General features: G+C 70.5%; 18 protein-coding genes. 11 read left to right on the forward strand and 7 right to left on the reverse strand.

All coding sequences use genetic code 11. The features are described from left to right. Window positions 1-60 precede the first annotated feature (60 nt). The 4 genes from D7W79_RS00975 to D7W79_RS00990 all read left to right on the forward strand — a co-directional run bounded on the left by D7W79_RS00975 (window position 61) and on the right by D7W79_RS00990 (window position 3,210). The gene (locus D7W79_RS00975; protein WP_120523432.1) at window positions 61-924 is read left to right on the forward strand and encodes a class I SAM-dependent methyltransferase; all 864 of its coding nucleotides are present in this window, start codon (window positions 61-63) and stop codon (window positions 922-924) included. A 269-nt stretch (window positions 925-1,193) separates the two neighbouring features. Further along, complete coding sequence (locus D7W79_RS00980) at window positions 1,194-1,625, forward strand: hypothetical protein (RefSeq protein WP_120523433.1); 432 nt, start codon at window positions 1,194-1,196, stop codon at window positions 1,623-1,625. Window positions 1,626-1,636: 11 nt separating this feature from the next. Continuing rightward, window positions 1,637-2,146 carry a phage holin family protein gene (locus tag D7W79_RS00985; protein ID WP_120523434.1) on the forward strand — a complete coding sequence of 170 codons (510 nt, stop codon included), beginning with the start codon at window positions 1,637-1,639 and terminating at the stop codon, window positions 2,144-2,146. Further along, window positions 2,092-3,210, forward strand: a complete 1,119-nt coding sequence (locus D7W79_RS00990) for a hypothetical protein (RefSeq protein WP_147441753.1) — start codon at window positions 2,092-2,094, stop codon at window positions 3,208-3,210. The genes D7W79_RS00985 and D7W79_RS00990 overlap by 55 nt, the downstream gene beginning before the upstream one ends. 89 nt (window positions 3,211-3,299) lie before the next feature. Here the strand turns inward: D7W79_RS00990 and D7W79_RS00995 are convergent, their stop codons facing one another. Both D7W79_RS00995 and D7W79_RS01000 read right to left on the reverse strand, forming a co-directional pair. Further along, entirely contained in the window at window positions 3,300-4,040 is a 741-nt protein-coding gene (locus D7W79_RS00995) for a dienelactone hydrolase family protein (RefSeq protein ID WP_120523436.1), read from the reverse strand. Between the two features lie 70 nt (window positions 4,041-4,110). Then, the gene (locus tag D7W79_RS01000; RefSeq protein ID WP_120523437.1) at window positions 4,111-5,061 is read right to left on the reverse strand and encodes a hypothetical protein; all 951 of its coding nucleotides are present in this window, start codon (window positions 5,059-5,061) and stop codon (window positions 4,111-4,113) included. Between the two features lie 141 nt (window positions 5,062-5,202). On the opposite strand from D7W79_RS01000, the gene D7W79_RS44435 reads away from it, so the two are divergent. From D7W79_RS44435 to D7W79_RS01010, 3 genes are all read left to right on the forward strand, one after another. Next, complete coding sequence (locus tag D7W79_RS44435; protein WP_208729606.1) at window positions 5,203-5,466, forward strand: hypothetical protein; 264 nt, start codon at window positions 5,203-5,205, stop codon at window positions 5,464-5,466. Between the two features lie 381 nt (window positions 5,467-5,847). After that, complete coding sequence (locus D7W79_RS01005) at window positions 5,848-6,615, forward strand: zinc-dependent metalloprotease (protein WP_120523438.1); 768 nt, start codon at window positions 5,848-5,850, stop codon at window positions 6,613-6,615. 165 nt (window positions 6,616-6,780) lie between these two features. Beyond that, entirely contained in the window at window positions 6,781-7,326 is a 546-nt protein-coding gene (locus D7W79_RS01010) for a DUF2378 family protein (protein ID WP_244221538.1), read from the forward strand. A 77-nt stretch (window positions 7,327-7,403) separates the two neighbouring features. On the opposite strand, the gene D7W79_RS01015 is transcribed toward D7W79_RS01010, so the two are convergent. Together D7W79_RS01015 and D7W79_RS01020 are read right to left on the reverse strand one after the other, a co-directional pair. Continuing rightward, on the reverse strand, window positions 7,404-10,511 hold the full coding sequence (locus tag D7W79_RS01015) for an efflux RND transporter permease subunit (RefSeq protein WP_120523440.1): 3,108 nt from the start codon (window positions 10,509-10,511) through the stop codon (window positions 7,404-7,406). 19 nt (window positions 10,512-10,530) lie between these two features. Beyond that, the gene (locus D7W79_RS01020; protein ID WP_120523441.1) at window positions 10,531-11,709 is read right to left on the reverse strand and encodes an efflux RND transporter periplasmic adaptor subunit; all 1,179 of its coding nucleotides are present in this window, start codon (window positions 11,707-11,709) and stop codon (window positions 10,531-10,533) included. Window positions 11,710-12,038: 329 nt separating this feature from the next. On the opposite strand from D7W79_RS01020, the gene D7W79_RS01025 reads away from it, so the two are divergent. From D7W79_RS01025 to D7W79_RS01040, 4 genes are all read left to right on the forward strand, one after another. After that, on the forward strand, window positions 12,039-13,289 hold the full coding sequence (locus D7W79_RS01025) for a hypothetical protein (RefSeq protein WP_120523442.1): 1,251 nt from the start codon (window positions 12,039-12,041) through the stop codon (window positions 13,287-13,289). A gap of 195 nt (window positions 13,290-13,484) precedes the next feature. Then, a complete protein-coding gene (locus D7W79_RS01030) occupies window positions 13,485-16,439 on the forward strand; it encodes a cation-translocating P-type ATPase (protein WP_244221539.1) in 2,955 nt (984 codons plus the stop codon). Continuing rightward, the gene (locus D7W79_RS01035) at window positions 16,436-16,675 is read left to right on the forward strand and encodes a hypothetical protein (RefSeq protein ID WP_120523444.1); all 240 of its coding nucleotides are present in this window, start codon (window positions 16,436-16,438) and stop codon (window positions 16,673-16,675) included. The genes D7W79_RS01030 and D7W79_RS01035 overlap by 4 nt, the downstream gene beginning before the upstream one ends. Before the next feature lie 9 nt (window positions 16,676-16,684). Continuing rightward, window positions 16,685-17,302 (forward strand): HMA2 domain-containing protein, encoded by a 618-nt coding sequence (locus D7W79_RS01040; protein ID WP_120523445.1) that lies wholly within the window; start codon window positions 16,685-16,687, stop codon window positions 17,300-17,302. Window positions 17,303-17,355: 53 nt separating this feature from the next. Here D7W79_RS01040 and D7W79_RS01045 read toward each other — a convergent pair whose 3' ends face one another. The 3 genes from D7W79_RS01045 to D7W79_RS01055 form a co-directional block, all read right to left on the reverse strand. Continuing rightward, on the reverse strand, window positions 17,356-18,864 hold the full coding sequence (locus D7W79_RS01045; RefSeq protein ID WP_120523446.1) for an aldehyde dehydrogenase family protein: 1,509 nt from the start codon (window positions 18,862-18,864) through the stop codon (window positions 17,356-17,358). A gap of 244 nt (window positions 18,865-19,108) precedes the next feature. Further along, the gene (locus D7W79_RS01050; RefSeq protein WP_120523447.1) at window positions 19,109-19,936 is read right to left on the reverse strand and encodes a hypothetical protein; all 828 of its coding nucleotides are present in this window, start codon (window positions 19,934-19,936) and stop codon (window positions 19,109-19,111) included. Between the two features lie 219 nt (window positions 19,937-20,155). Then, window positions 20,156-21,067, reverse strand: a complete 912-nt coding sequence (locus D7W79_RS01055; protein ID WP_208729607.1) for an RluA family pseudouridine synthase — start codon at window positions 21,065-21,067, stop codon at window positions 20,156-20,158. Window positions 21,068-21,261: the final 194 nt, after the last annotated feature.

Consider the following 21,261-nt stretch of genomic DNA (forward strand, 5'->3'; position numbering starts at 1 on the left):
TCGACTTGAACTGGCACAGTGCGGCCTTCGGTTCTTGAAGGCAAGCAAGCGGAGACGACCATGGATGAGACACGCCAGCCCCAGGATGAGCAGACGACGCTTTGGAACGGGACCGCCGGACGCGCCTGGGTCGACACACAGGAGGTGCTCGATGCGATGTTCAAGCCGATGGAGGACCTGCTCGTCGAAGCGGTCGTCGCCAGCTCCGCGAGCCAGGTGCTCGACGTCGGGTGCGGCACGGGCAGCACCACGCTCGCCTTCGCCCGGCGGACTGGCGAGAAGGGCCGCTGTGTCGGCATCGACATCTCGGAGCCGATGCTCGCCGCCGCCCGGGCCCGCGCTGAACGGGAGGGCATTCCGGCAAGCTTCATCCGCGCGGACGCGCAGCTCCACGCCTTCGAGCCCGCGAGCTTCGACATCATCCTGTCGCGCTTCGGCGTCATGTTCTTCGAAGACCCCGTCCAGGCCTTCGCGAACCTGCGGCGTGCCGCGAAGGATGACGCCGGACTCCGGTTCATCGCCTGGCGGAGTCCTTCGGACAATCCATTCATGACGACGGCCGAGCGCGCCGCGGCACCGTTCCTGAAACTCCCCGCCCGCCGGCCGGACGCGCCGGGGCAGTTCGCCTTCGCGGACCCGCGCCGGGTCCACCGCATCCTGGAGGAGAGCGGCTGGGCGGACATCGACGTCCAGCCCATCGACTTCGCGTGCACCCTGCCCGAGAAGGAGCTGCTCCGTTACCTGACGCGGCTCGGGCCGCTCAGCCGGTTCCTTCACGAGGTGGACGACCGGACCCGCACCCAGGTCATCGACACGGTCCGCGCCGCCTTCGAGCCCTTCGTGCACGGGGCGGAGGTCCGCTTCACCGCGGCCTGCTGGACGGTCGGTGCCCGAGCCACGCCGAAGGAATCAGCGGGGTCCTGACTGGAGCGGAAGCCTTCGAGGCGGGCTCCGGCCCCAGGCCTCCTCGCCTCCGCTTTCCCCGGTCCGCCTGCCCGCGCGCCGTGTCACTCCAGGGTGGCACGGGCCGTCCGGCCACAGCTCCTTATTCCTTTTGCGTGACGGTGTGCCGTTCTGCCTGCTCTGCGACCAGCGAGCGCGCCCCTCAAGGCAGGCCATGTTCGATTGCATAGCTTCAAGAGCAGTCGTGCAACGGCACACATGAGCCAAATCACGCCAGAGGAGGTTGCGACATGGGCAGCATCATCGAGGAAGAGCGCCTGAGGAACCCCAGCTTCTATAACGAGAGCCAGTCATCGTCCGAAGGTACTAGTGGGCGGGTGGGCCTCAAGCAGGAGGGCAAGGAGCAGGTGAAGCGCATCGGCGGCATCACGCGCCAGCGTGCCTTCTCCCAGGTCGACTCGCGCAAGGGCGTCCTGGTGGAGAGCCTCAACGGCTTCGCGAAGCAGCTCGAGTCCATTTCGGGCCAGGGGGACACGCAGCTGCCCCAGCAGCTCATTGGCAGCGCGGTGGGCTTCGTGCGCAAGGCGTCCGATACCCTTGAGCAGAACTCCACCGAGGAGCTGCTGCGTCAGGCGCAGACCCGGATGCGCGAGCGTCCGGGCGTGGCGCTGGCGGGGTGCGCACTGCTCGGCTTCGTCGCCGCGCGATTCCTCAAGGCGTGAGGGGACTGACCATGGACCCCTATTCCTCACGAACACGCGTTGACCGCATCGGGCTGGATGTGGATGAGACACGGACCGGCCGTCAGGCAGAAGGCTTCAGGGAGGACGGAGGGTTGGGCGAGCAGTCGCTCGGCACCCTGGTCTCCGAGTTCATCGAGCAGGGGCGGCACCTGCTCCGGGCGGAGTTCACCCTGGCGCGCACGGAGATGCGCTCCGAAGCCAAGAAGGCCGCGGCCGGTGGCGGCATGGTCGCCGCGGGTGGCGTGGTGCTCTTCCTCGGCGCCATGGCGCTGGTGGCCTTCCTGGTCATCGCGCTGGCGGAGGTGATGCCCCTGTGGGCCAGCGCGCTGCTGGTGACCGTGCTGCTCCTCGCCGCGGGGGCGGGCATCGCCGCCGTGGGCGCGAAACGACTGAAGGCGGTCCACGCACCGCGCAAAACCATCCAGACCCTCAAGGAGGACAGCCAATGGGCGAGCACGACGATGCGCTCCGCGAAATCGCAGATGCACGGGCACGCATGAGCGTGCTGGCGGATGAGCTGGGCCGCCGCGCGAATCCCGAGTTGTTGAAGGCCCGCGCGAAGGAATTCGCGCTCGAGAAGAAGGAAGAGGTGACGGAGCACGCGAAGCAGCTCGCCGCGGAGAAGCGCGAGGAGCTGAAACAGCAGGCCCGGGACAAGGTGCTCGACTGGAAATCGCAGGCAAAGGAGACGGCGATGCGCAAGACGTACGAATGGACGGATGAGGCCACCCACACCCCACGTGGCCTGGGGCTGCTGGGCGCGCTGCTGGGGGCCGGGGTCGGCTCCATGTTGATGAAGCGGGCCTTCCGCTCCCGTATCGAGGAGCGCGAGCACCGCGAGCGCGACTATCGCGTCCGGGGCTATGAGCGGGTCCCGGTGGGCTACCGCGAGCGCATCCCCCTGCACGAGTCCGAGCGTGAGTACTACGGCGCCTACGGTTCGGGCCGCGACGTCCCCTACCCTGAATACAACACGCGCGCTGAATACGGCGCGGACGTGGGTGGAAGCGCCAACGAGGGCGCGCACCTCAAGGACCGCGCCAGCGAAGCGCTGCACACGGCGAAGGAGTCCGTGGGAGCCACCGCGGAGAACGTGAAGGAACGGGTGAGCGGCGCCGCGGACAGCGTGCGCGGCCACGTCCACGACGCGGCGGACACCGTGCGCAGCCGGGTCCACGACGCGGCGGACACCGTGCGCAGTCAGGCCTCGCACCTGCGTGAGCGCGTGCCGTCGCCCCAGGCGCTCCGTGGCCGCACCTCGCAGTGGTACGACCGGGCCCTCGAGGAGCAGCCCCTGGCGCTCGCGCTGGGCGCGGTGGCGCTGGGCATGCTCACCGCGAGCCTGCTGCCGGTGACCGACAAGGAGCGCCAGCTCCTGGAGCCCGCCAAGCGCCGCGCGCAGGAGGGACTGTCCCAGCTGGGAGACCAGGTGAGCCAGAAGCTCGAGGGCAGTGAGTCGGAGGAGGAATCGGAGACGGCCCTCGCCGGCCCGACCTCGATGGGTGCGAGCGGCGGAATCCCTCCGCTGCCTCCGCTGGATCAGATCGCCCCCAAGGTGCACTGAGCGATTGAAGCGCGGGGCCTTCCCGGGCCTGGGTTGTCTGGCCCGGGAGCCCCCCTCCACCAGAAGCCATTCCGCGCCCGCGCCGCCGGTCACTCCCGGTAGAGCGTGCGCCGCAGGAAGCCGAGCGCCCGGCCCCAGGCGTCATTCCAGTCCTGCTCACGCATGGTGTGGTCCGACTCCGGGTACTCATGGTGCCCGACGTGCGACCCCAGCGCGGGGAACTCCCTCCAGAGCCGCTGCGCGAAGTCCCGGGCCTGATGCGCGGGGACGAGCTGGTCCCTCCCCGCGTTCAGCAGGAGCAGCGGGTTGCGCGCGCAGTCCCAGGGACGGTGCACGGGCGCGTCCTGCATCAATTCACGCAGTTCGTCCGTGACCAGGCCATCCCGGTGCGACCAGTCCGGCGAGCCGAGAAGGGACACCGTCGCCTGCACGCGCGAGTCCCGGGCCGCCACGGCCAGCGCGGTGAACGCGCCGAACGACACGCCCGCGAGCCCGATGGGCCCATGGCCCTCGCCCACCACATGGTCGATGACCCGTGAGACCTGGGGGACGGCCTCGCGGATGAAGGAGAGAAAGCGCGCGTGGGCGTCGGTGGGGCCCAGCGAGTGCATCCCGTCGAGCCAGGCGTCGCGCCGGGCGCCATGATGCGGGGCGTCCACGCCGACCGCGGCCAGGCCCCAGTGTGCGAGCGCCTCCAGTTCCCCGCGCTGGTCGTCGGCCTTCGAGAACAGCCCATGCAGCACGATGACGGCGGGGCCGGGCCGGGGCTCGTCGTGAACCTTGAGGACGGGGATGTGGCCGTCCACGCGGAAGCGGTATTCAGCGGACATGCGAGGAGTCTGCGCGCTCCCGGCGCCGTCTGGCGAGCCCTCCGGGCATCGGCTCCCGGCGGCCGGAGCCTCAGGGGCCGAAGCGCAGCAGGAGTACGTCCTCCTCTCCGATGCTCCAGTATTGGGGCTGGTCGCCGTCCAGCGCGTACCAGCCCTGGATGCTTCCCATCAGCAGCACGCCGCCGCCGGACCAGGCCTGGAGGCTGCTCCCCGCGTACCCGAACTCCGGGCGCAGGCTGCGCGACCACAGGTGGGTGCCGTCCGGAGCGAAGCGCGCCAGCACGTTGCCTCCGGCGAGACTTCCCCCACCCAGGTCCCCTTCGGAGGTCCAGCCGAAGAGCGCGATGCCACCGGAGGCATCGGACACGAGCCGGAAAAGCGAACCGGAGCCACCTCCCGGCTGATCTCTCACCCACAGCAACTCGCCCTGTGCGCTCAGGGCCCCGAACAGGATGTCCGCCCCCTGCACGCTCGCGACGCGGCGCCCGGCGAGGGTGCGGCTCCCCCGGAAGTCCGCGCCAAAGAGCACCGCACCTTGAGCCCCGCGTGCCACGCTCACCACTTCCCCATCCAGCCCCGTGAAGCGGTGCATCCACAGGGGTGTGCCGTCGGGTGAGACGCGGGAGACGAAGGGCGTGCGCGTCCACGTGCGCTCGGCCATGTCGCCCTCGCCCAGCAGGCCTCCGACGAGGACGTGGCCCGAGTCCTCCAGCGCGAGCGTGCCCGCGGTGGTGGCCGCGGCGTCATCTTCGAACACGCGGGACCAGAGGTGCGCTCCGGACGGATCCAGCTTCAGCAGGAAGGCTTCCGTGTAATCGGCGCGGCTGCTGGAGAAGGGGCCGCCCACGAGCACGCCTCCGCCGAAGTCCGCCGTGAGGGAGAGCGCTCCCAACAGCACGGCGTTGCCCGCCGCATCCAGCGCCACGTCCGTCACGCCGGTGTAGCCCTGCACGGGGAACCCCCGGCTCCAGCGCGCGTCTCCCGTGGGGCCGAACCGCGCGACGAAGAGGCCGCGCGACACGGAGGGAAGCGGCCCCGCGCCCAGGGGCCCGGCCCTGAACGCTGTGGGAGGAAGAAGCGCAGGAGCGCCTGACTCCGCTCGGCTCCGCCCACCACCAGGTCGGGCTCACTGCCCCGCGGCTCGGAGGCGTCCGAGGCGAGCGTGGCATCATCGGTGGGCGGCATCACCACGCTCGTCCACTGCGCCGCGCATCCGCTCGAAGGGCCCACCGGGGCCTTCACCGACGGCTCCACCTGGATGCTCAAGCGCGGGCGCAGCGCCGCGTCCGGGTGCTCGCTCTCCGGTTCCGGTGGCGCCGGCGCCCCGCAGCGAGTGAGCAGCAACGCCAACCCCACCGCTCCCAGCACTCGCACCACGCCACCGCGTCGCATAGGCCCTCCGCCCCGGCCGCCAACGTCCGCGTGATGCACGCTGTGCGCCAGGAAGGTTTCGTGCGCTGGTGAATGCAGGGCCCATCCGGAGGGGAAACCTCGTGCCCACTGGACGAAGTCCTTTGCCCAACATGCGCGGAAGGCCCCCGTGGTGCCTGAAACAAGCGACCCATACCTGAGGCAAGCCACGAACACGCGCTGCGTGAAATCACGAGCTCTCGCGGTAGGGAGCGCTGAGACATTGTCGCGTGTTGACAGGTGTTTCCGCACTCGCGAGCTAGGTTCGACTGGCTACAATTTCTTGTTTTATTGGGTTCTACGGTTGGGAAACCCTCTAGACTGCCGGAAGTCCCTCCCGGCGCTGTCGTGCCGGGAACGGGGGCTGGGCTGATCCACGTCAAGAGGAGCAACGAACATGTTCAAGAAGGCTGCTGTCCTCGTGGTGAGCTGTGGCGCATTGCTGACGGCCTGCGGTGGCGATGCGCAGAGCGAGAACGAGGAGATCGTCTCCAACCTGATCGAGGCGGGCTTCCCGGCCAATGACATCATGGTCGTCGACAACGCGGTGTACGTGGGGCGCGACGCTCACGTGAGCCTGGAGTCCTCCCGCGAGATGCTCCAGACCGACGGTCAGCAGGCGGAGCAGTACCGGACGACCAACCTCGTCGGCACCAGCGTGACGAAGATCTGCGTCGTCCCCACCTCCCAGTTCAACAGCTACAGCCGCCTGAGCGCGGGGCTCGACCTGGCCATCGAGAACTACAACAGCCAGGGACTCCGCATCACCTTCGCGCGTGGCTCCGCGTCCGACTGCACCGCGACCATCTCCGCGAAGACCACCAGCGGCGTCGGCGGCTCGTCTGGCTTCCCCAAGGGCGGCAAGCCCTACGGCACCATCAACATCGGCGTCGGGCTGCAGGACTACAGCGTGGACGTGAACGAGCACGTCATCACCCACGAGATTGGCCACACCATCGGCTTCCGCCACACGGACTACTACGACCGCTCCATCAGCTGCGGCACGGGCGGTGACGAGGGCGCGTCCAACGTGGGCGCCATCCACATCCCCGGGACGCCGACCACGGCCACGCGGGGCGGCTCGGTGATGAACTCCTGCTTCAGCTCGAACGAGAGCGGCGAGTGGACCAGCTCCGACCGCACGGCGCTGGACTACCTCTACTGAGCGATGGCCTGACAGCCCCCCGGGTCGCAGCAAGACCCGGCGGGGCGCCGCGGTTCCCTCGTTGACGGGACTTCACCCCGCGCGCGAGTGCATTGCAGCGCCAATCCAGGGATGCTGCCGCACGTCCTGCCCCCGCTGGGACGGACGCCTGGAGTGGGTGCCGCGTTGAGTGAAGAGATCGTCTACCGCCACGCCATCGAGGGGCTCTTCCTGCGCTCCGTGGGCAAGCGCCTCACGCCGGAACTCAAGGACCGGCTGCGCGCCATTGGCCTGGACCTGGACGTGAAGCTGCCGCACCACACGCCCCGCGGCGTCTTCGCCGAGGCCCTGGGCATCACCGCGAGATACCTCTACCCGGAGGTGGACGCGAAGGAAGGCTACCGGCGGCTCGGCATGGGCGTCATCACCGGCCTGGAGGACACGCTGCTGGGCAAGGCGCTCGTGTCCCTGTGGCCCATCTTCGGGCCCGACCGGGTGCTCTCCCGCATGCAGGAGAGCTTCGCCACGGTGAACAACTACCTGAAGACCGAGCTCATCACCCACGGCCGCGCGGACCACACCATCAAGGTCAGCGAGTGCAACGGCAACCCCGGCTACCACATGGGCATCATCGAAGCGGGGCTGACCCGGGCCGGCGCGAAGAACATCCGCGTGGAGCCCTTCGACTTCAACGGCCACGCCTGCTCCTACCGCGTGCGCTGGGACTCATAGGGTCGCGCGCTGTCGCGGCGCTGAGCAAGGGACGCCCGGCCTGACGCACGGACCGGGTCGTCCCATCACGGCCTCCGCTACGTGGCGGCGCCAGGCTGAGCCTGAGGCTCCACGGCTTCGCTGGCGGCCACGGTGCGCGTCTTTGCGATGAGCAGGTAGATGGCCGGCACGAAGTAGAGGGTGAAGAGCGTGCCCAGCGCCATGCCCGTCACCAGCACCAGCCCGATGCTGTTTCGCGCCGCCGCGCCCGGGCCCGACACCAGCACGAGCGGGAAGTGGCCCGCGACCGTGGCCACCGTCGTCATCAGGATGGGACGGAGCCGTTCGGACGCCGCCTCCTTCACCGCCTCGAGCTTCGTCCTGCCCTCCTCCTGGAGGCGGTTGGCGAAGTCCACGATGAGGATGCCGTTCTTCGCGATGAGCCCCACCAGCGTCACCAGCCCCACCTGTGAGTAGATGTTGAGCGTGGTGGTGAAGCTGTCCGTGAAGTACGGCATCGTCGGGTTCGGCATCCGCAGGAACGTCGTCGTCAGCGCGCCAAAGAGCGCCAACGGCACCGACCCGGCGAGGATGATGAGCGGATCCCGGAAGCTGTTGAACTGGGCCGCGAGCACCAGGAAGATGAGCACCACCGCCAGCCCGAACGCCGGGGCGAATGAGTCTCCCTCCAGGCGCAGCTGCCGGGACTCACCCGTGTAGTCGATGCGGTAGCCCGCAGGCAGGATCTTCCCGGCTTCCGTCTCCAGGTAGGTGAGCGCCTCGTCCAGCGGGCGGATGGCCACGCCGCTGAGCTTCACCGCGTTGAGCTGCTGGAAGCGGTTGAGCGACCGGGGCGCCACCTTGTCCTTGAGGGACGCGATGGACGACAGGGCCACGAGCTTGCCGTCAGGGCCGGTGACGTGGATGTCCTTGAGCTGCTCCGGGTTGAGACGGGACGAGCGCAGGACCTGCGGGATGACCTTGTAGCTGCGGCCCGCGATGTTGAACCGGTTGACGTAGTTGCCGCCCACGGCGGAACCCAGGTCCATGCCCACGGTCCCCAGGTTCAGGCCCAGCTGCGCGACCTTCTCACGGTCGACCTCGACCTCCGACTGGGGCTGGTCCAGCTTCACGTCGATGATGGGCGGGAAGGCGAACAACCCGCTCTGCGCCGCCTTCTCCTGGAGCTGCTGCGCGAAGCCCAGGAGCTCATCCGCCTCCGCCGTGGAGGCGATGACGAACTCCACCGGGAAGTTGCCACCGCCCGGCAGCGCGGGGGGCTGGAGGGTGAACGTCTGGACCGCCGGGATGGTGTTCACCCGCTCCTGCGCCTCCGCCAGCACCTGCGCCGTCGTGCGCTTGCGCTCCTTGAACGGCTTCAGCACCAGGCCCCAGAAGCCGTTGCTCGGCTGCACGATCTGGAAGTTGAAGCTGGCCTCCGGCATCGCCATCAGCAACTCGCTCGTCCGGGTCACGGACGGCTTCAGCTGATCCAGGGTGGAGTTGGACGGGGTGCTGACGATGCCGATGACGAAGTCCTGGTCCTCCACGGGCGCCAGCTCCCGGGCTGACTGGTTGAACATCACCAGGGCGAGCACGCTCAGGAAGATCCACGCCGCGTAGACGGGACCGCGGACGAGGAGCGAGCTGTCCAGGGAGCGGGCATACGCGGCCCGCAGGCGCGCGAAGCCGCGGTTGATGACGCCCGCGAACCCCTGGTCCTCGTGGCCCGCCTTCAGGAGCACGGAGGACATCATCGGGGAGAGCGTCAGCGCCACCACGCCCGACAGGGTCACCGCTCCGGCCAGCGTGAGCGCGAACTCGCGGAACAGCGAGCCCGTGAGGCCACCCTGGAAGGCGATGGGCGCGTACACCGCGGCGAGCGTGAGCGTCATCGCGATGATGGGGCCCACCAGCTCCCGCGCGCTCTTGAGGGCAGCGTCCACCGGGCGCAGGCCGTCGCGCAGGTGGCGCTCCACGTTCTCCACCACGACGATGGCGTCGTCCACGACCAGGCCCACCGACAGCACCACCGCGAGCAGGGTGAGCAGGTTCACCGTGAAGCCGAACACCTGCATCAGGAACACCGTGCCGATGAGCGACACCGGGATGGCCACCAGCGGCACCAGGATGGAGCGCACGGAGCCCAGGAACAGGAAGATGACCAGCACGACGATGATGAGCGTCTCGATGAGCGTGCTCACCACCTCGTCGATGGCGTTCTGGATGTAGTCCGTGCCGTCGAAGGCGACGCCGCCGTGGATCTGCTCGGGCAGGTCCTTCTTGAGCGAGTCCATCTCCTTGCGGATGCGCTGCATGACGTCCAGCGAGTTGGCGTTGGGGAGCGACCAGATGCCGACGAAGACCGCCGTCTTCCCGTTGAGCGTCACGTCGGTGTCGTAGTCCTCGGCGCCGAGCACCACGTCCGCGACGTCCGACAGCCGCACCACCGCGCCCCCGTCCTTGCGGACGATGAGCTGCTTGAACTCCTCCACGGAGCGCAGGCCCGTGTTCGCGGTGAGGTTCACCTGGACGAGCGAGCCCTTCGTCTGGCCCACGGCCGCGAGCGCGTTGTTGGTGGTGAGCGCCTGGCGGACCTGGATGGGGCTCACGTTGAGCGCGGCCATCTGGTCCGGCTTCATCCACACCCGCATGGCGAACGTGCGCGCCCCGAGGATGTCCGCGCGCTGCACGCCCTCCACCGAGGACAGCCGGGGCTGCACCACGCGCACCAGGTAGTCGGACAGCTCGTTCTGCTCGAGGAAGTCGGAGGTGAAGTTGAGGTACGCGACGGCGAACTGGCTGTCCGCGGACTCGATGCTCAGCACGGGGACCTGGGATTCGGGCGGAAGGTCGCCGCGCACCTGGTCCACCTTGGCGCTGATCTCACTCAGGGCGCGGTTGGCGTCGTAGTTGAGCTTGAGCCGGGCACGGATGATGGAGACGTTCTGCGAGCTGGTGGACTCGACGTAGTCGATGCCGTCCGCCGCGGCGATGACGCGCTCCAGCGGCGTGGAGATGAAGCCACGGACCAGCTCCGCGTTGGCGCCGACGTAGACCGTGGTGACGGTGATGTCGGCGTTCTCGCTGCGCGGGTACTGCCGCACGTTGAGCGAGCGCAGGGCCTGCAGGCCGGCGATGACGATGATGAGGTTGACCACCAGCGCCACGACGGGGCGCCGGATGAACAAGTCGGTGAAGTTCATGGGTTCGCCTTCCGCAGCCCTACGGGTTCACCGGCTGGGGCGCGGCCTCGACGGGAGGCGCCAGCGAGTTGTTCACGACGACGGCCGCGCCATTCCTCAGCTTGAAGACGCCGCTGCTGACCACGGTCTGCCCGGGCTTGAGGCCGGACGTCACGGCGACGTAGTCGCCCCGGCGCTCACCCAGCCGCACGAACTGCTGTCGCGCCAGCAGGGCCTTCTTCCCCGCGGCGTCCTTGCCCTCGGAGAGGGTGAACACCGAGTCGCCATAGGGCGCGAAGAGGACGGCGGTGGCGGGGATGGCGACCACGGGCTGGCTGGCCTCGGAGAGCACCTCCACGCTGGCGAACATGCCCGGCAGGAGCCGGCCGTCCGCGTTGGGCACGGTGGCGCGCATGCGCACGTTGCGCGAGGACAGCTCCACCTCCGGGTTGATGGTGGTGAGGTCCCCCTCCCAGGACTCGCCCGGGAAGACGTCGACGCGCAGGCGCACCTTCTGGCCCTGCTTCACCTGGGCCAGCGCCTGCTGGGGGAGCTGGAACTCCACGAGCGCGGGGGTGGTGGACTGGAGGGAGGCGATGGGGTTGCCCGGGGAGACGAGCTGCCCCAGCTCCACCTGGCGGATGCCGACGCGGCCATCGAAGGGAGCGCGGATGGTCTTCTTCGCGATGAGGGACTTCAGGTGCGCGACGGTGGCCGCGGCCTGGGTGGCCCGGGCCCGGACGGCATCCAGGTCCGACTGGGTGTTGGCCCCCTGGGCGTTGAGCTTCTCGGCGCGGTCCCGGTTCAGCCGCGAGAGCTCCGCGTCGGCCTCGGCGCCGGCCAGCTGGGCCAGTTCGCTGGAGGTGTCGAGCTGGACGAGCACCTGGCCCTTCTTCACCGACGCGCCGTTCTCGAAGCGGATGTCGTTGACGACGCCCGGCAGCTCCGCGCTCAGGGTCACGCCCCGGAGCGCGATCACCGTGCCGACGGCGCTCCGGGTCCCCTGCCAGCCAAAGGACTCGGCCTGGGCGGACGTGACGGACTCCGGCGGCGGCACGAAGGTTTCACCGGCCTTGATCATCGCGACGATCTGGCCCGCCTTGACCGCGACGAGCCCCGCGAAGACCGCGAGCAACAGCAGCACGCCGACGACCCAGCGTTTGACGCGGCTGGCAGGGCGCGGTGAGGAGAGAGGCACTTCAGGAGCAGGAGCATGCATCGTGGGCACTCGAACCGGCTGGCGGGCGCAGCCGTGTCAGGGAATGCGCCGCGCTGTAGCCGAATCGTTCCGCGTTTGCGCCCTTGAAAATCCGTTCAGGTTGTGACCTCTGCGGTTGGCAACCCGATGCGCTGATTTTCAAGCGAACAGGTGACGAGCCCGTTACGGGCGCCTGCTTGCGGATGCCTTCTCCTGAGTGCCTCCAAGGGGCTGCTCCCCTGGCGCCGGTGCCTGCCAGGGATTGCGCGAGTGCTCAACGTTCTCGCGAGGCGATGCCGCACGGGAAGGCAGGGTCCAGCCCTGCTGGCGCGAGTCCTCGAGGAGGAACCATGGCGCAGACGATGGAACTGGCTCCACGAGAGCGCGGGGAGGGCGCGGCGCTCCTCCAGCGCTCCTGGCAACTGGTGGGGGCGCTGACGCACGAGCTCTCTCCCAAGGACCTGCGCACGGGGCGCTGGTTCACCAAGCTGCTGGCCACCTACCTGCGGCACTACGACGCGCACCGGCTGCACCGGGTCCCCGCCGCGAGGGGGACGGGCGCTGACATCACCGAAGCCATCATCCGGCGCGCCTGCGGGGCCGCCTTCCTCTCCGGCGCGGGGAGCGGCTCGGTGACCTCCGGAATCACCGTGGCCTCAGCGGACGCGGGCGTCCCCGGGCTGGTGGTGGGCATCCCCGCCGCGGGGCTGGTCATCACGACGGAGATGGTCGTGAATGCCCTCATCAACCTGCGGATGGCGTGTGACCTGGCCAGCGCCTTCCACGTGCGCTTCGACCCGGAGGACCCCTCCGACTTCTCGCGCCTCTACGCCATCACCCGCGGCCAGGGAGAACACGGCGAGGACGAAGAGGAGGACTCGCTCGGCCTCGGGCGCGTGGAGCACCTGGCGGAGGCGAAGGCGACCAACCTGGGCGAGGACCTGGGGGCGAAGCTGTTGGGCGAGAGCGTGTCGCGCAACATCGTGCCCCTCCTGAACGTGGTGACGTCCTCCGTGGACAACTGGCGGCGCACCCGGCGGCTGGGCGAGGCCGTGCTGGCGTACGTGCGGCTGCGCCGCGCGCTGGAGGACGCCGACGCCGCCATCCGCCGCGTGGCCCCGGAGGCCGTGAGCCTGCTGCTGGAGAGCGCCTGGTTCCTCTTCGTCTCCGACGGCCGCCTCAGGGAGGAGGAGTCCGCCGTGCTCGCGCACCAGCTCGCCCGGCTCCACCCGTCACGGCGCCAGGAGACCACGGAGCGCTTCGTGGAGGATGCCTCCGCGTGGCTCCATCGCCTGCGCTCGGCGCCGGCCAGGGCGCGCGAGGTCCTCATGTGGTCGCTGAACCAGCTCTCCGCCGCGGACCTCACCGTGCCCGCCCCCGAGCGAGACCTGCTGCGGAGGGCCGCGGAGGCCCTGCACACCTCCATGGACAGCGTGCACCTGGACACGCTGGTGCGGCGCTACCGCACGGAGGGCGTGACACACGCGTTCGCCGCGCCGGCACGGGCCGCCACGCAGCCCGCACGCAAGCCGGCCGGCCGCAAGGGGGCGCGGGCCCCACGGGCGGCGAAGGCCCGGGAGACGCCAGCGCACGTCCACTGAGCCCCCACCCCGTCCCTCCAGGCCCTGCCTCCAGGCCCTGGAGACGGAGCAGGGTGTTGGCGGGTGGAACGGCCGGCGTGCGGGTGTCACCTCCTCACCGTCCCCCTGCGCGCCGGGCCGCCTTGTCCGGACGGGCCGCCATTCCCACCTCTCATGCCAGGTCGGGGTCGGGGGCGGCGAATGCTGGTGTTCTTCATGGACGGACACGCTGCGCCCGCGAGGGTGGTCCGCCACTCGACCACGGCGCGGCGGTTGCGTCTGGAGGTCCCCGGCCTGCAGTGGAACCACGTCCTCGGGGAGCGGCTGGAGCGCACCTTCGCCACCTGGCCCGGCATCCAGGAGGTCCACGCGGAGCCCCGCACCGGCCGCCTGCTGGTGCGCTACGCGCCGGAGGCCCCGCTGCTGGCCCGGCTGCGCCAGCAACCCGACAAGCCGGTCGCCTGGCCCATCCCGCACCAGGCCCGCCCGGTGCTGGGCACGCGGAGCGCTCCTCAGGAGCCGTGGCACGCGATGACGGTGGAGGCGGTGCTGGCCCGGTTGGACAGCACGGACCAGGGACTCACCTCGGAGGAGGCGGCGCGGCGGCTCAAGCACTACGGCCCCAACCTGGTGGTGGCGGAGAAGCCGCGCTCGCGCCTGTCCATGCTGGGCTCGCAACTGGCCACCGTGCCCACGCTGCTCCTGGTGGGCTCGGCGGGGGCCTCGGTGCTGGCCGGAGACACGGTGGAGGCGACCGCCATCCTCACGGTGGTGGGGCTCAACGCGGGCATCGGCTACCGCATCGAGCGCCGCAACCAGGAGCTGCTCTCCTCCTGGCAGAAGCTGGAGGCGGGCGCGGCGCAGGTGCTGCGCGGCGGCGTCCTCCTCACGTTGCCGGTGGCGGAGCTCGTGCCCGGAGACGTGGTGCTGCTGCGCGCGGGGGACGTGCTGCCCGCGGACGTGCGCGTGCTGGACGCGCACCGGCTCACCGCGGACGAGGCGCCCCTCACCGGCGAGAGCGAGCCGCAGGCCAAGCAGGCCGCGCCCGTGGATGCGCGGGCGCCGCTGGCGGAGCGCACGTCCCTGCTGTTCGCGGGCACCGTGGTGGCGTCGGGACATGGGCGCGCCCTGGTGGTGGCCACCGGGGCGGATACGGAGCAGGCACGCGTGCGGGAGCTGGTGGCCCAGGAGTCCGCGCCCCCTACGCCGCTGACGCGCAAGCTGGGCCAGCTCGACCGGCGCGTGGCGGTGGCCTCCGTGGGCGCGGCGGGGCTGTCCGCCCTGGTGGGGCTGGCGCACGGCCGCTCCGGGCCCCAGGTGCTGCGCGGCGCGGTGGCGCTGGGCGTGGCGGCGCTGCCAGAGGGCCTGCCCCTGGTGGCCACCGCGGCGCTGGTGCGCGCCATGCAGCGGCTGCACGCGCGCGGCCTGGTGGTGCGGCGCGTCTCCTCCGCCGAAGCGCTCGGAGGCGTCACCGTCATCTGCACGGACAAGACGGGCACGCTCACCCGCAACGAGATGCGGCTGGAAGTGCTGGACCTGGGGGATGGGGCCCTGGAGCTGTCCTCGCTGCGCCCGAGGCCCGACGCCGTGCTGGACGACCCCGCCACGCTGGCGCTGGCGCTGGCGCTGCTCAACAGCGACGTGGACGTCCACCGCAGCGGCAAGGAGCTGGCGGTGTCCGGCAGCTCGACGGAGAAGGCGCTGGTGGCCGCCGCGCACGCAGCGGGGCTGGACGGGGCCGCGCTGCGTCGCGCCTTCCCTCGCTGCCACCTCCTCGAGCGCTCCGAGGGCATCCACTACGTGGTGAGCGTCCACCGTGCGCCCGGCGGCGGCATGGTGGCCTTCGTCAAGGGGGCTCCCGAGCAGGTGCTGACCCTGTGCGAGCGGGACCTGAAGGGGCCGCTGGACGCGCGCATGCGGGAGCGGCTGGCGCGGCGCAACGACGCGCTGGCGGCGGACGGGCTGCGGGTGCTGGGGCTGGCATGGCGGAGGCTTCCCGCGGACGGCGGACACGCGCCCACGGACGGCTATACCTTCATCGGTTTCGTGGGGTTGAGAGACCCGCTTCGAGAGGGCGCGGCGGAGTCGGTGCGCAAGGCGCGCGGCGCGGGCATCCGCACGGTGATCCTGACGGGAGACCAGCCCCGCACGGCCGAGGCCATCGCCCGGCAGGTGGGGCTGGAGGGCGACACGCTCACGCCGGCGACGCTGGCGCAAATGCTCGAGCTGCCGGCCGCCGAGCTTTCGCGGAGGCTCGAGCGCACGGCGGTGCTGGCGCGCGTGACGCCGGAGAACAAGCGGGACCTGGTGAAGGCGCTGCGCGCGCACGGCGAAACCGTCGCCATGGCGGGGGACGGCATCAACGACGCCCCGGCACTCCAGGCGGCGGACGTAGGCGTGGCGGTGGGCGTGCGCTCCAGCGACATGGCGCGCGCGGTGGCCGACGTGGTGATGGCCAGCGAGGACCTGCGCAGCATCATGTCCGCGGTGGGCGAGGGCCGCATCGTCCAGGACAACCTGCGCCGCGCGCTGCGCTTCCTCTTCGCCACCAACCTCTCGGAGATGACGCTGGTGCTGGGCGCGGGCCTGCTCGGGCTTTCGGAACCGCTCACGCCGCTGCAGCTGCTGTGGATCAACCTCCTCACGGACACGCTGCCGGGAATCGCCCTGGCCATGGAGCCGGGAGACCCGGCCGTCCTCGACCGGCCGCCCGCGCCGCCAGGGATGCCGCTGCTGACGCGCCCGGCGGTGCGGCGCGTGGTGCGGGACGGAGCGCTGATGGCGGGCGTCGGAGGGCTGGGGCTGGCGCTGGGCGGGCCGCCGCTGGCTTTCGGGACGCTCACCGCGGTGCAGCTGGGCTACTCGGCCGTGTGCCGGGCGCCAAGGCAGGCGCGGCGCCATCTCCCCGCGGACGGCGAGTGGCGCCTCCCCGCCTTCATCGGAGGGGCCGCGGCGGTGCACGTGGCGGCGCTCACCCTCCCCCCACTGCGGCGGGTGCTGGGCCTTCCGGCGCCCACGGCCCTGACGTTCGGCGGGCTGGCCGTGGGACTCGTCCTGCCGGCCCTGATGGGCGCGGTGCCCACGTGGAGCGGCCAGGGGCCGCGCCGGGTGCGGCGCCGCGAGCCAGGACCCGTGACTGATGCAACTTCCCCTCCGGAGGCAACACCGTGAAGTTCGACCTTCCATCCTTTCTCATGGGCTATGGCGCGGGAGCCGGCACGATGCTGCTGGGCAAGCACCTGCGTCCCCTCCTCATGGAGGTGGCCACCGCGGCCTACCGTTTCGTCGACAGGGTGGCCGCGCGCGCCGCCATGAAGCAGGAGGACCTCGAGGACCTGCTGGCCGAGGCGAAGGCCCGGGCCCGCGGCAGCGAGCGCACGCGCCCGGTGGGCGAGGCCCAGGCCTAGGGAGCCGACATGCCAAGAGCCATCTACGTCATCCACGCCTCGCCGGGCCGCACGCGCCTGCGGCTGCCGTGGTTGCGGCACGACGCGAAGCAGGCCACGTCCCTGGCGGACGGGCTCATGCGGGTGGAGGGCGTGCGCGAGGTCCAGGTGCGGCCCTACACCGGCAGCGTGCTGTGCATCCACGACCCGCAGGACCTGGGCGTCGAGGGCGTGCTGGAGGAGGTGCGCCGGCGCACCGGCGTGGACGAGGTCCTGCGCCCCGGCGAGGAGCCCCCCGAGGAGGAGCGGGCGCTGCTGCGAGCCCTTTCGGAGGGCAGCGGCGTGGCGCGCGCGGCCAGCCAGTTCTTCAAGGGCGTCAACCTGGACCTGCTGCGTGCCACCGAGGGGCGCATGGACCTGGGCGTGCTGGCGGCCATGGGCTTCGCGGTGGCGGGCGCGGCGGAGGTGGCCGTGACAGGCAGGGTGTCCCGCCCGCCGTGGTTCAACCTGGCCTGGTGGGCCTTCCGCACCTTCGCCACCCTGGAGGATGCGGCCATCCGGAACACCCCCGCCCCGGTGCGCAACAACGGAGGCAACGGGGTCCCGCACGGCCCGGACGCCGCCAGGGCGCCCGGGCACGACGCATGACTTGAATCCCCCGGACCCCTGGGGGACGTCTCCTGGCGACGCGAGGGTCGACTTCAGTCTGGCCAGTTGCCTTCGAGAGGATGGGGGCCGTCGGTGAAGGCGCGCACCAGGTGGGTGCCACCCACGAAGGCGCCCGCCCACGAGCCGCCCTTGCCGCCGAAGGATTCCTCGCGGTCCCCGCGCGAGCGCAGCGCGTTGATGCCGACCTTGAAGGCGTGGAGCCGCGAGGCGATGCGCTGTGCAAGCTCGGGGTCATCCGTCGCCACCGAGGCCACGAGTGCGCCGTTGGAGACGTTGGCCTCCCGCACCAGCTCCTCCTCGGAGTCCACCGACACCAGGACGTCGACGGGTCCGAAGGGCTCGCGCAGGTAGAGCTCGCTGTCGCGCGGGACGCCGAAGAGCAGGACGGGCGGCAGATACGCGCCCCGCTCCTGTCGCGGGGTGAAGGCGTCTTCCGCCAGCTCGCCCTCATGCAGCACCGCCGCGCCCTGCTCCCGCGCTTCGGCGATGAGCGAGCGGAGCTCCTCCGCCTTGCTGGGAGAGATGAGGGGCCCGAAGTCCACGTGCGCGCCCAGGACCGGATTGCCCACGCGCAACGCCGAGACGGTGTCGACATAGGTCCGGACGAACCTGGGGACGAGCGACTTTTCGACGACCCACCGGGTGTAGGCCGTGCAGCGTTGCTTGCCGAAGTCGAAGCCCGCTCGAATCTGTCTTGCGAGCGCGTCCCAGTCCGTGAAGTGCGTGATGGCGTAGGCGTTCACGCCCTCCATCTCCAGCGCGTAGCGCTTGTCCGTTTCGCGCAGGCGGCGGTGGACCTCCGCGCCGTTGGCGCGGCCACCAATGAAGGCGACGCCTCCGATGCGAGGGTGGCCGACGAGCGCCTCGGAGAGGTCCCTGCCCCGCCCGCCGACGAGCGAGACGGGAAGGCCCGCGCGGCGCAGCAGCGCGAAGGCGAGCGTGAGTGAAACACCGCCACCCTGGGTCGGAATCTTCGCGATGACCGAGTTGCCCGCGAGCGTCTGGACGAGCACGTTGAGCAGCAGCACGGAGAAGGGATAGTTCCAGGAGGCGATGTTCGACACGAGGCCGAGCGGCTTCCGGCTGTCGATCATCGTGCCCATCCGCTCCAGGTACCACGCGATGCCCGCGAGACACCGGTCCACGTCGTTGGAGGCCGTGGGCAGCGTCTTGCCAATGTCCCACGCCAGGATTCGCACGAGCAGGTCACGGTGCGCGTGAAGCAGCACCACCGCCTCCGCGACGGTTCGGGCGCGGTCCTCGAGCGGACGGGCCGCCCAGGGACCGAACTCCGCCGCTGCCTGCTCGACGCCCGAGGCCACCTGCGCGGCGCCGAGCAGCGGCAGCTCCGCGATGACGCTGCCGTCGATGGGTGAGCTGGCATTGAACCAGGCAGGCGGCTGGATCCACCGACCCGCGATGGGTGAGAGCAGCCGGCCCTGGGCGTCGAAGGCCTCCGGGACGGCGCGCCGGGCTCCAGCGAGCAGGCGGCGGCTGTCCAGGTGAATCAGGGGTTCGCCAACGGCTTCGGTATTCAGCACGGGTGTCCCTCCTCGCGCAGTGGCTGCGCTCCAGACCAGTTGAAGCCCGGCACATGACGAGCCGCGGCATGAGCGCAATATCGTCATGCGCGTTCCATCTGTCTGGAGAGGCAGGCAAGGCGTCGCGCGCTCCGAGGGACGGGACACGCGTCGTGAAGCGAGGCGTGCGATGGGAGCAACAGCAGGCAGGCGCCTGGAGCGGTCGGGAGCCGAACGCCCCCGACCGCCCCGCGGTGCCTGGAACTCAGCAGTCCAGTGAATACGACTGGGTGTTGCCGTTCGGACCGGTGACCTTGATGCTGTTGGAGCCGTTGAACGTTGAGGTGAACGTCCCATCGGTCGTCTGCGTCGTCACCGTCCCCGCCGAGGGGCACTGGTTGGCGCAGCGCTGGTAGCCCGAGACGTTCGTCGTCGAGTTGAGGCCGTTACGCGTGCCGGTCGACTGACTGTTCAGGGTGAAGCACCCGCTGCCCGCCACCCACGTGACAGTGCTCTGGGACGATCTCGTGTCGAAGCGATCCGGCGAGAAGCTGTTGGAGGTGATGGTCACCTGGCGCTGGTTCCCGTTGGGAGGAGCGCCGGTGATCTGCATGGAGAGGTTGAATGGCGCTCCGTTGATGGAGAGGTTGGACGAGGTGGCGTTCATGGAGAGCTGCCCCTGGTTGTCCGCCAGCACCAACTGCACGTTGCCGGAGATCTGCTGGAGCGCGACCGGCGCCGAGCAGTTGTTGAAGGTGTAGTTCACCGTCGCGCCCGACGCGGTGGCGGTGGCGCACCCGGCGGGTGTGAAGGTGGATGAGGCGTTCGTCGCGAGCTGCGCGGCCGCCGCGTTCACATCGACGGGGGCCTGAGGCAGCCCGCTGCCAGTGGACTGCGGCAGCAACCTGGCAATGCTGTAATACCAATAGCTGTAGACCGGATCGACCCAGGTGTAGCCCCACGCCGCGTCGTACGCTCCGTAGTACGGATCGTAATAGGCGGAGTCGTAGTAGTACGGGTCGTAGTCGTTGTCTTCGCAGCCAGCGACCGCGAGCAGCGACAAGCACCCCAGCGCCCATTTCAGCTTCTTCATCTTGCCCCCATCCAGTTTGTCGTCAGACCGCGTGCTCACCGAACGGTGAGCGTGCAGGACCGACCGCTGCACCCGAGCCCTCTCGGGGGGTCGGAACCGGGACGAAGGTGGAAACCGGGGGGCCGAGGAAGAACTGGCCCGAGGCGCAGCCCGAGTGGGGGCTGGCGGTCATTCGCTTCAAGCGGCCCGGGAGGAGGCGACCAGGCCAGCGGGTGTACGTCAGCCCTCGGCGGTCCTCAGCCCGGGAGGCGGTGGCGCGTACAACCGCAGGCGCTCCCCCGACAGTGGATGGGTGAAGGCGAGCGTCTCCGCGTGAAGCAGATAGCCGCCGTCTCCGGGCAGTCCGGGTGAGTGCTCGCGGGGCAGCCCTCCCGCGGCGAACAGCGGGTCTCCGGCGAGCGGGTGGCCAATGAACGCCAGGTGGATGCGGATCTGCTCGGGACGCCCCGTGTGGATGTGCACCTCGAAGAGCGTCTGGCCGGCACGTCGCTCCAGCACCCGGGCGCTGCTGCTCGATGCCTTGCCCTGGGGGTTCGCCCCGTGCACGGTGCCCAGCAGGGGATGGGGCACCAGCCCGATGGGCGCGCGGATGTCGTAGTGCTCCTGCGCCGCGAGCCCCTCCGAGAGCGCACGGTAGCGCTTCTCCACGTCGCCCTCGCGCCAGTCGCGCGAGAGGCGCGCGGCCGCCTCGCGCGTGCGGGAGAAGAGCACGAGCCCCGAGGTCGCCCGCCCCAGGCGGTGCAGCGCCGAGGCCTCCGGCCAGCGCTTCCTCACGAACGAGAGCAGCGTGTTCTTGAGGAAGCCGCCCGAGGGAATCGTCGGCAACCCGCTCGGTTTGATGACCGCGAGCAGCGTCGCGTCCTCGTGCACCAGCTCGAAGCTGTCCGGCGTCTCCCCCTCCTGCCAGGGCGGACGGTGCCAGCACAGCACCTGGCGGGCACGCAGCACTTCGTCGCCGGTCGCGGTGACGCCATCCAGCTGGACCTCACCGCGCAGGAAGCGGGCGCGCCACTCCGCTTCGGAGGAGTGCCGGTACGTCTCCGTCAGGTAGGCAAGCGCGGTGCGCCCGGCGCCGGCTTCAATCTGCTCGCGGTACACATAGCCGTCGTTCAGGCCGGAGTTGGACGTCACCCGTCCATCCTATCCGGCAGGTCGAGGATCCTCCTCCGGATAACAGCGCCTGACGAATGCGCGGACCGGACTGGCCTGTACGACAGGGCGGCGTTCGAGGGCGTGGAAGAACCCACTGCGCCACCTTCCTGTCCGCGACGACCCCGCATGCGGCACGGGAGCTCACGGCAAAGGCGAGCAGGACATGCGAGGTG

The sequence above is a fragment of the Corallococcus exercitus genome (assembly GCF_003611585.1).
Taxonomy (GTDB): Bacteria; Myxococcota; Myxococcia; order Myxococcales; family Myxococcaceae; genus Corallococcus; species Corallococcus exercitus.

Excerpts from the sequence above, each read along its gene's own strand:
- D7W79_RS00975 (WP_120523432.1), top strand. The coding sequence starts at position 61 with ATGGATGAGACACGCCAGCCCCAGGATGAGCAGACGACGCTTTGGAAC.
- D7W79_RS00980 (WP_120523433.1), top strand. The coding sequence starts at position 1,194 with ATGGGCAGCATCATCGAGGAAGAGCGCCTGAGGAACCCCAGCTTCTAT.
- D7W79_RS00985 (WP_120523434.1), top strand. The coding sequence starts at position 1,637 with ATGGACCCCTATTCCTCACGAACACGCGTTGACCGCATCGGGCTGGAT.
- D7W79_RS00990 (WP_147441753.1), top strand. The coding sequence starts at position 2,092 with ATGGGCGAGCACGACGATGCGCTCCGCGAAATCGCAGATGCACGGGCA.
- D7W79_RS00995 (WP_120523436.1), bottom strand. The coding sequence starts at position 4,040 with ATGTCCGCTGAATACCGCTTCCGCGTGGACGGCCACATCCCCGTCCTC.
- D7W79_RS01005 (WP_120523438.1), top strand. The coding sequence starts at position 5,848 with ATGTTCAAGAAGGCTGCTGTCCTCGTGGTGAGCTGTGGCGCATTGCTG.
- D7W79_RS01015 (WP_120523440.1), bottom strand. The coding sequence starts at position 10,511 with ATGAACTTCACCGACTTGTTCATCCGGCGCCCCGTCGTGGCGCTGGTG.
- D7W79_RS01020 (WP_120523441.1), bottom strand. The coding sequence starts at position 11,709 with ATGCATGCTCCTGCTCCTGAAGTGCCTCTCTCCTCACCGCGCCCTGCC.
- D7W79_RS01025 (WP_120523442.1), top strand. The coding sequence starts at position 12,039 with ATGGCGCAGACGATGGAACTGGCTCCACGAGAGCGCGGGGAGGGCGCG.
- D7W79_RS01030 (WP_244221539.1), top strand. The coding sequence starts at position 13,485 with ATGGACGGACACGCTGCGCCCGCGAGGGTGGTCCGCCACTCGACCACG.
- D7W79_RS01040 (WP_120523445.1), top strand. The coding sequence starts at position 16,685 with ATGCCAAGAGCCATCTACGTCATCCACGCCTCGCCGGGCCGCACGCGC.
- D7W79_RS01050 (WP_120523447.1), bottom strand. The coding sequence starts at position 19,936 with ATGAAGAAGCTGAAATGGGCGCTGGGGTGCTTGTCGCTGCTCGCGGTC.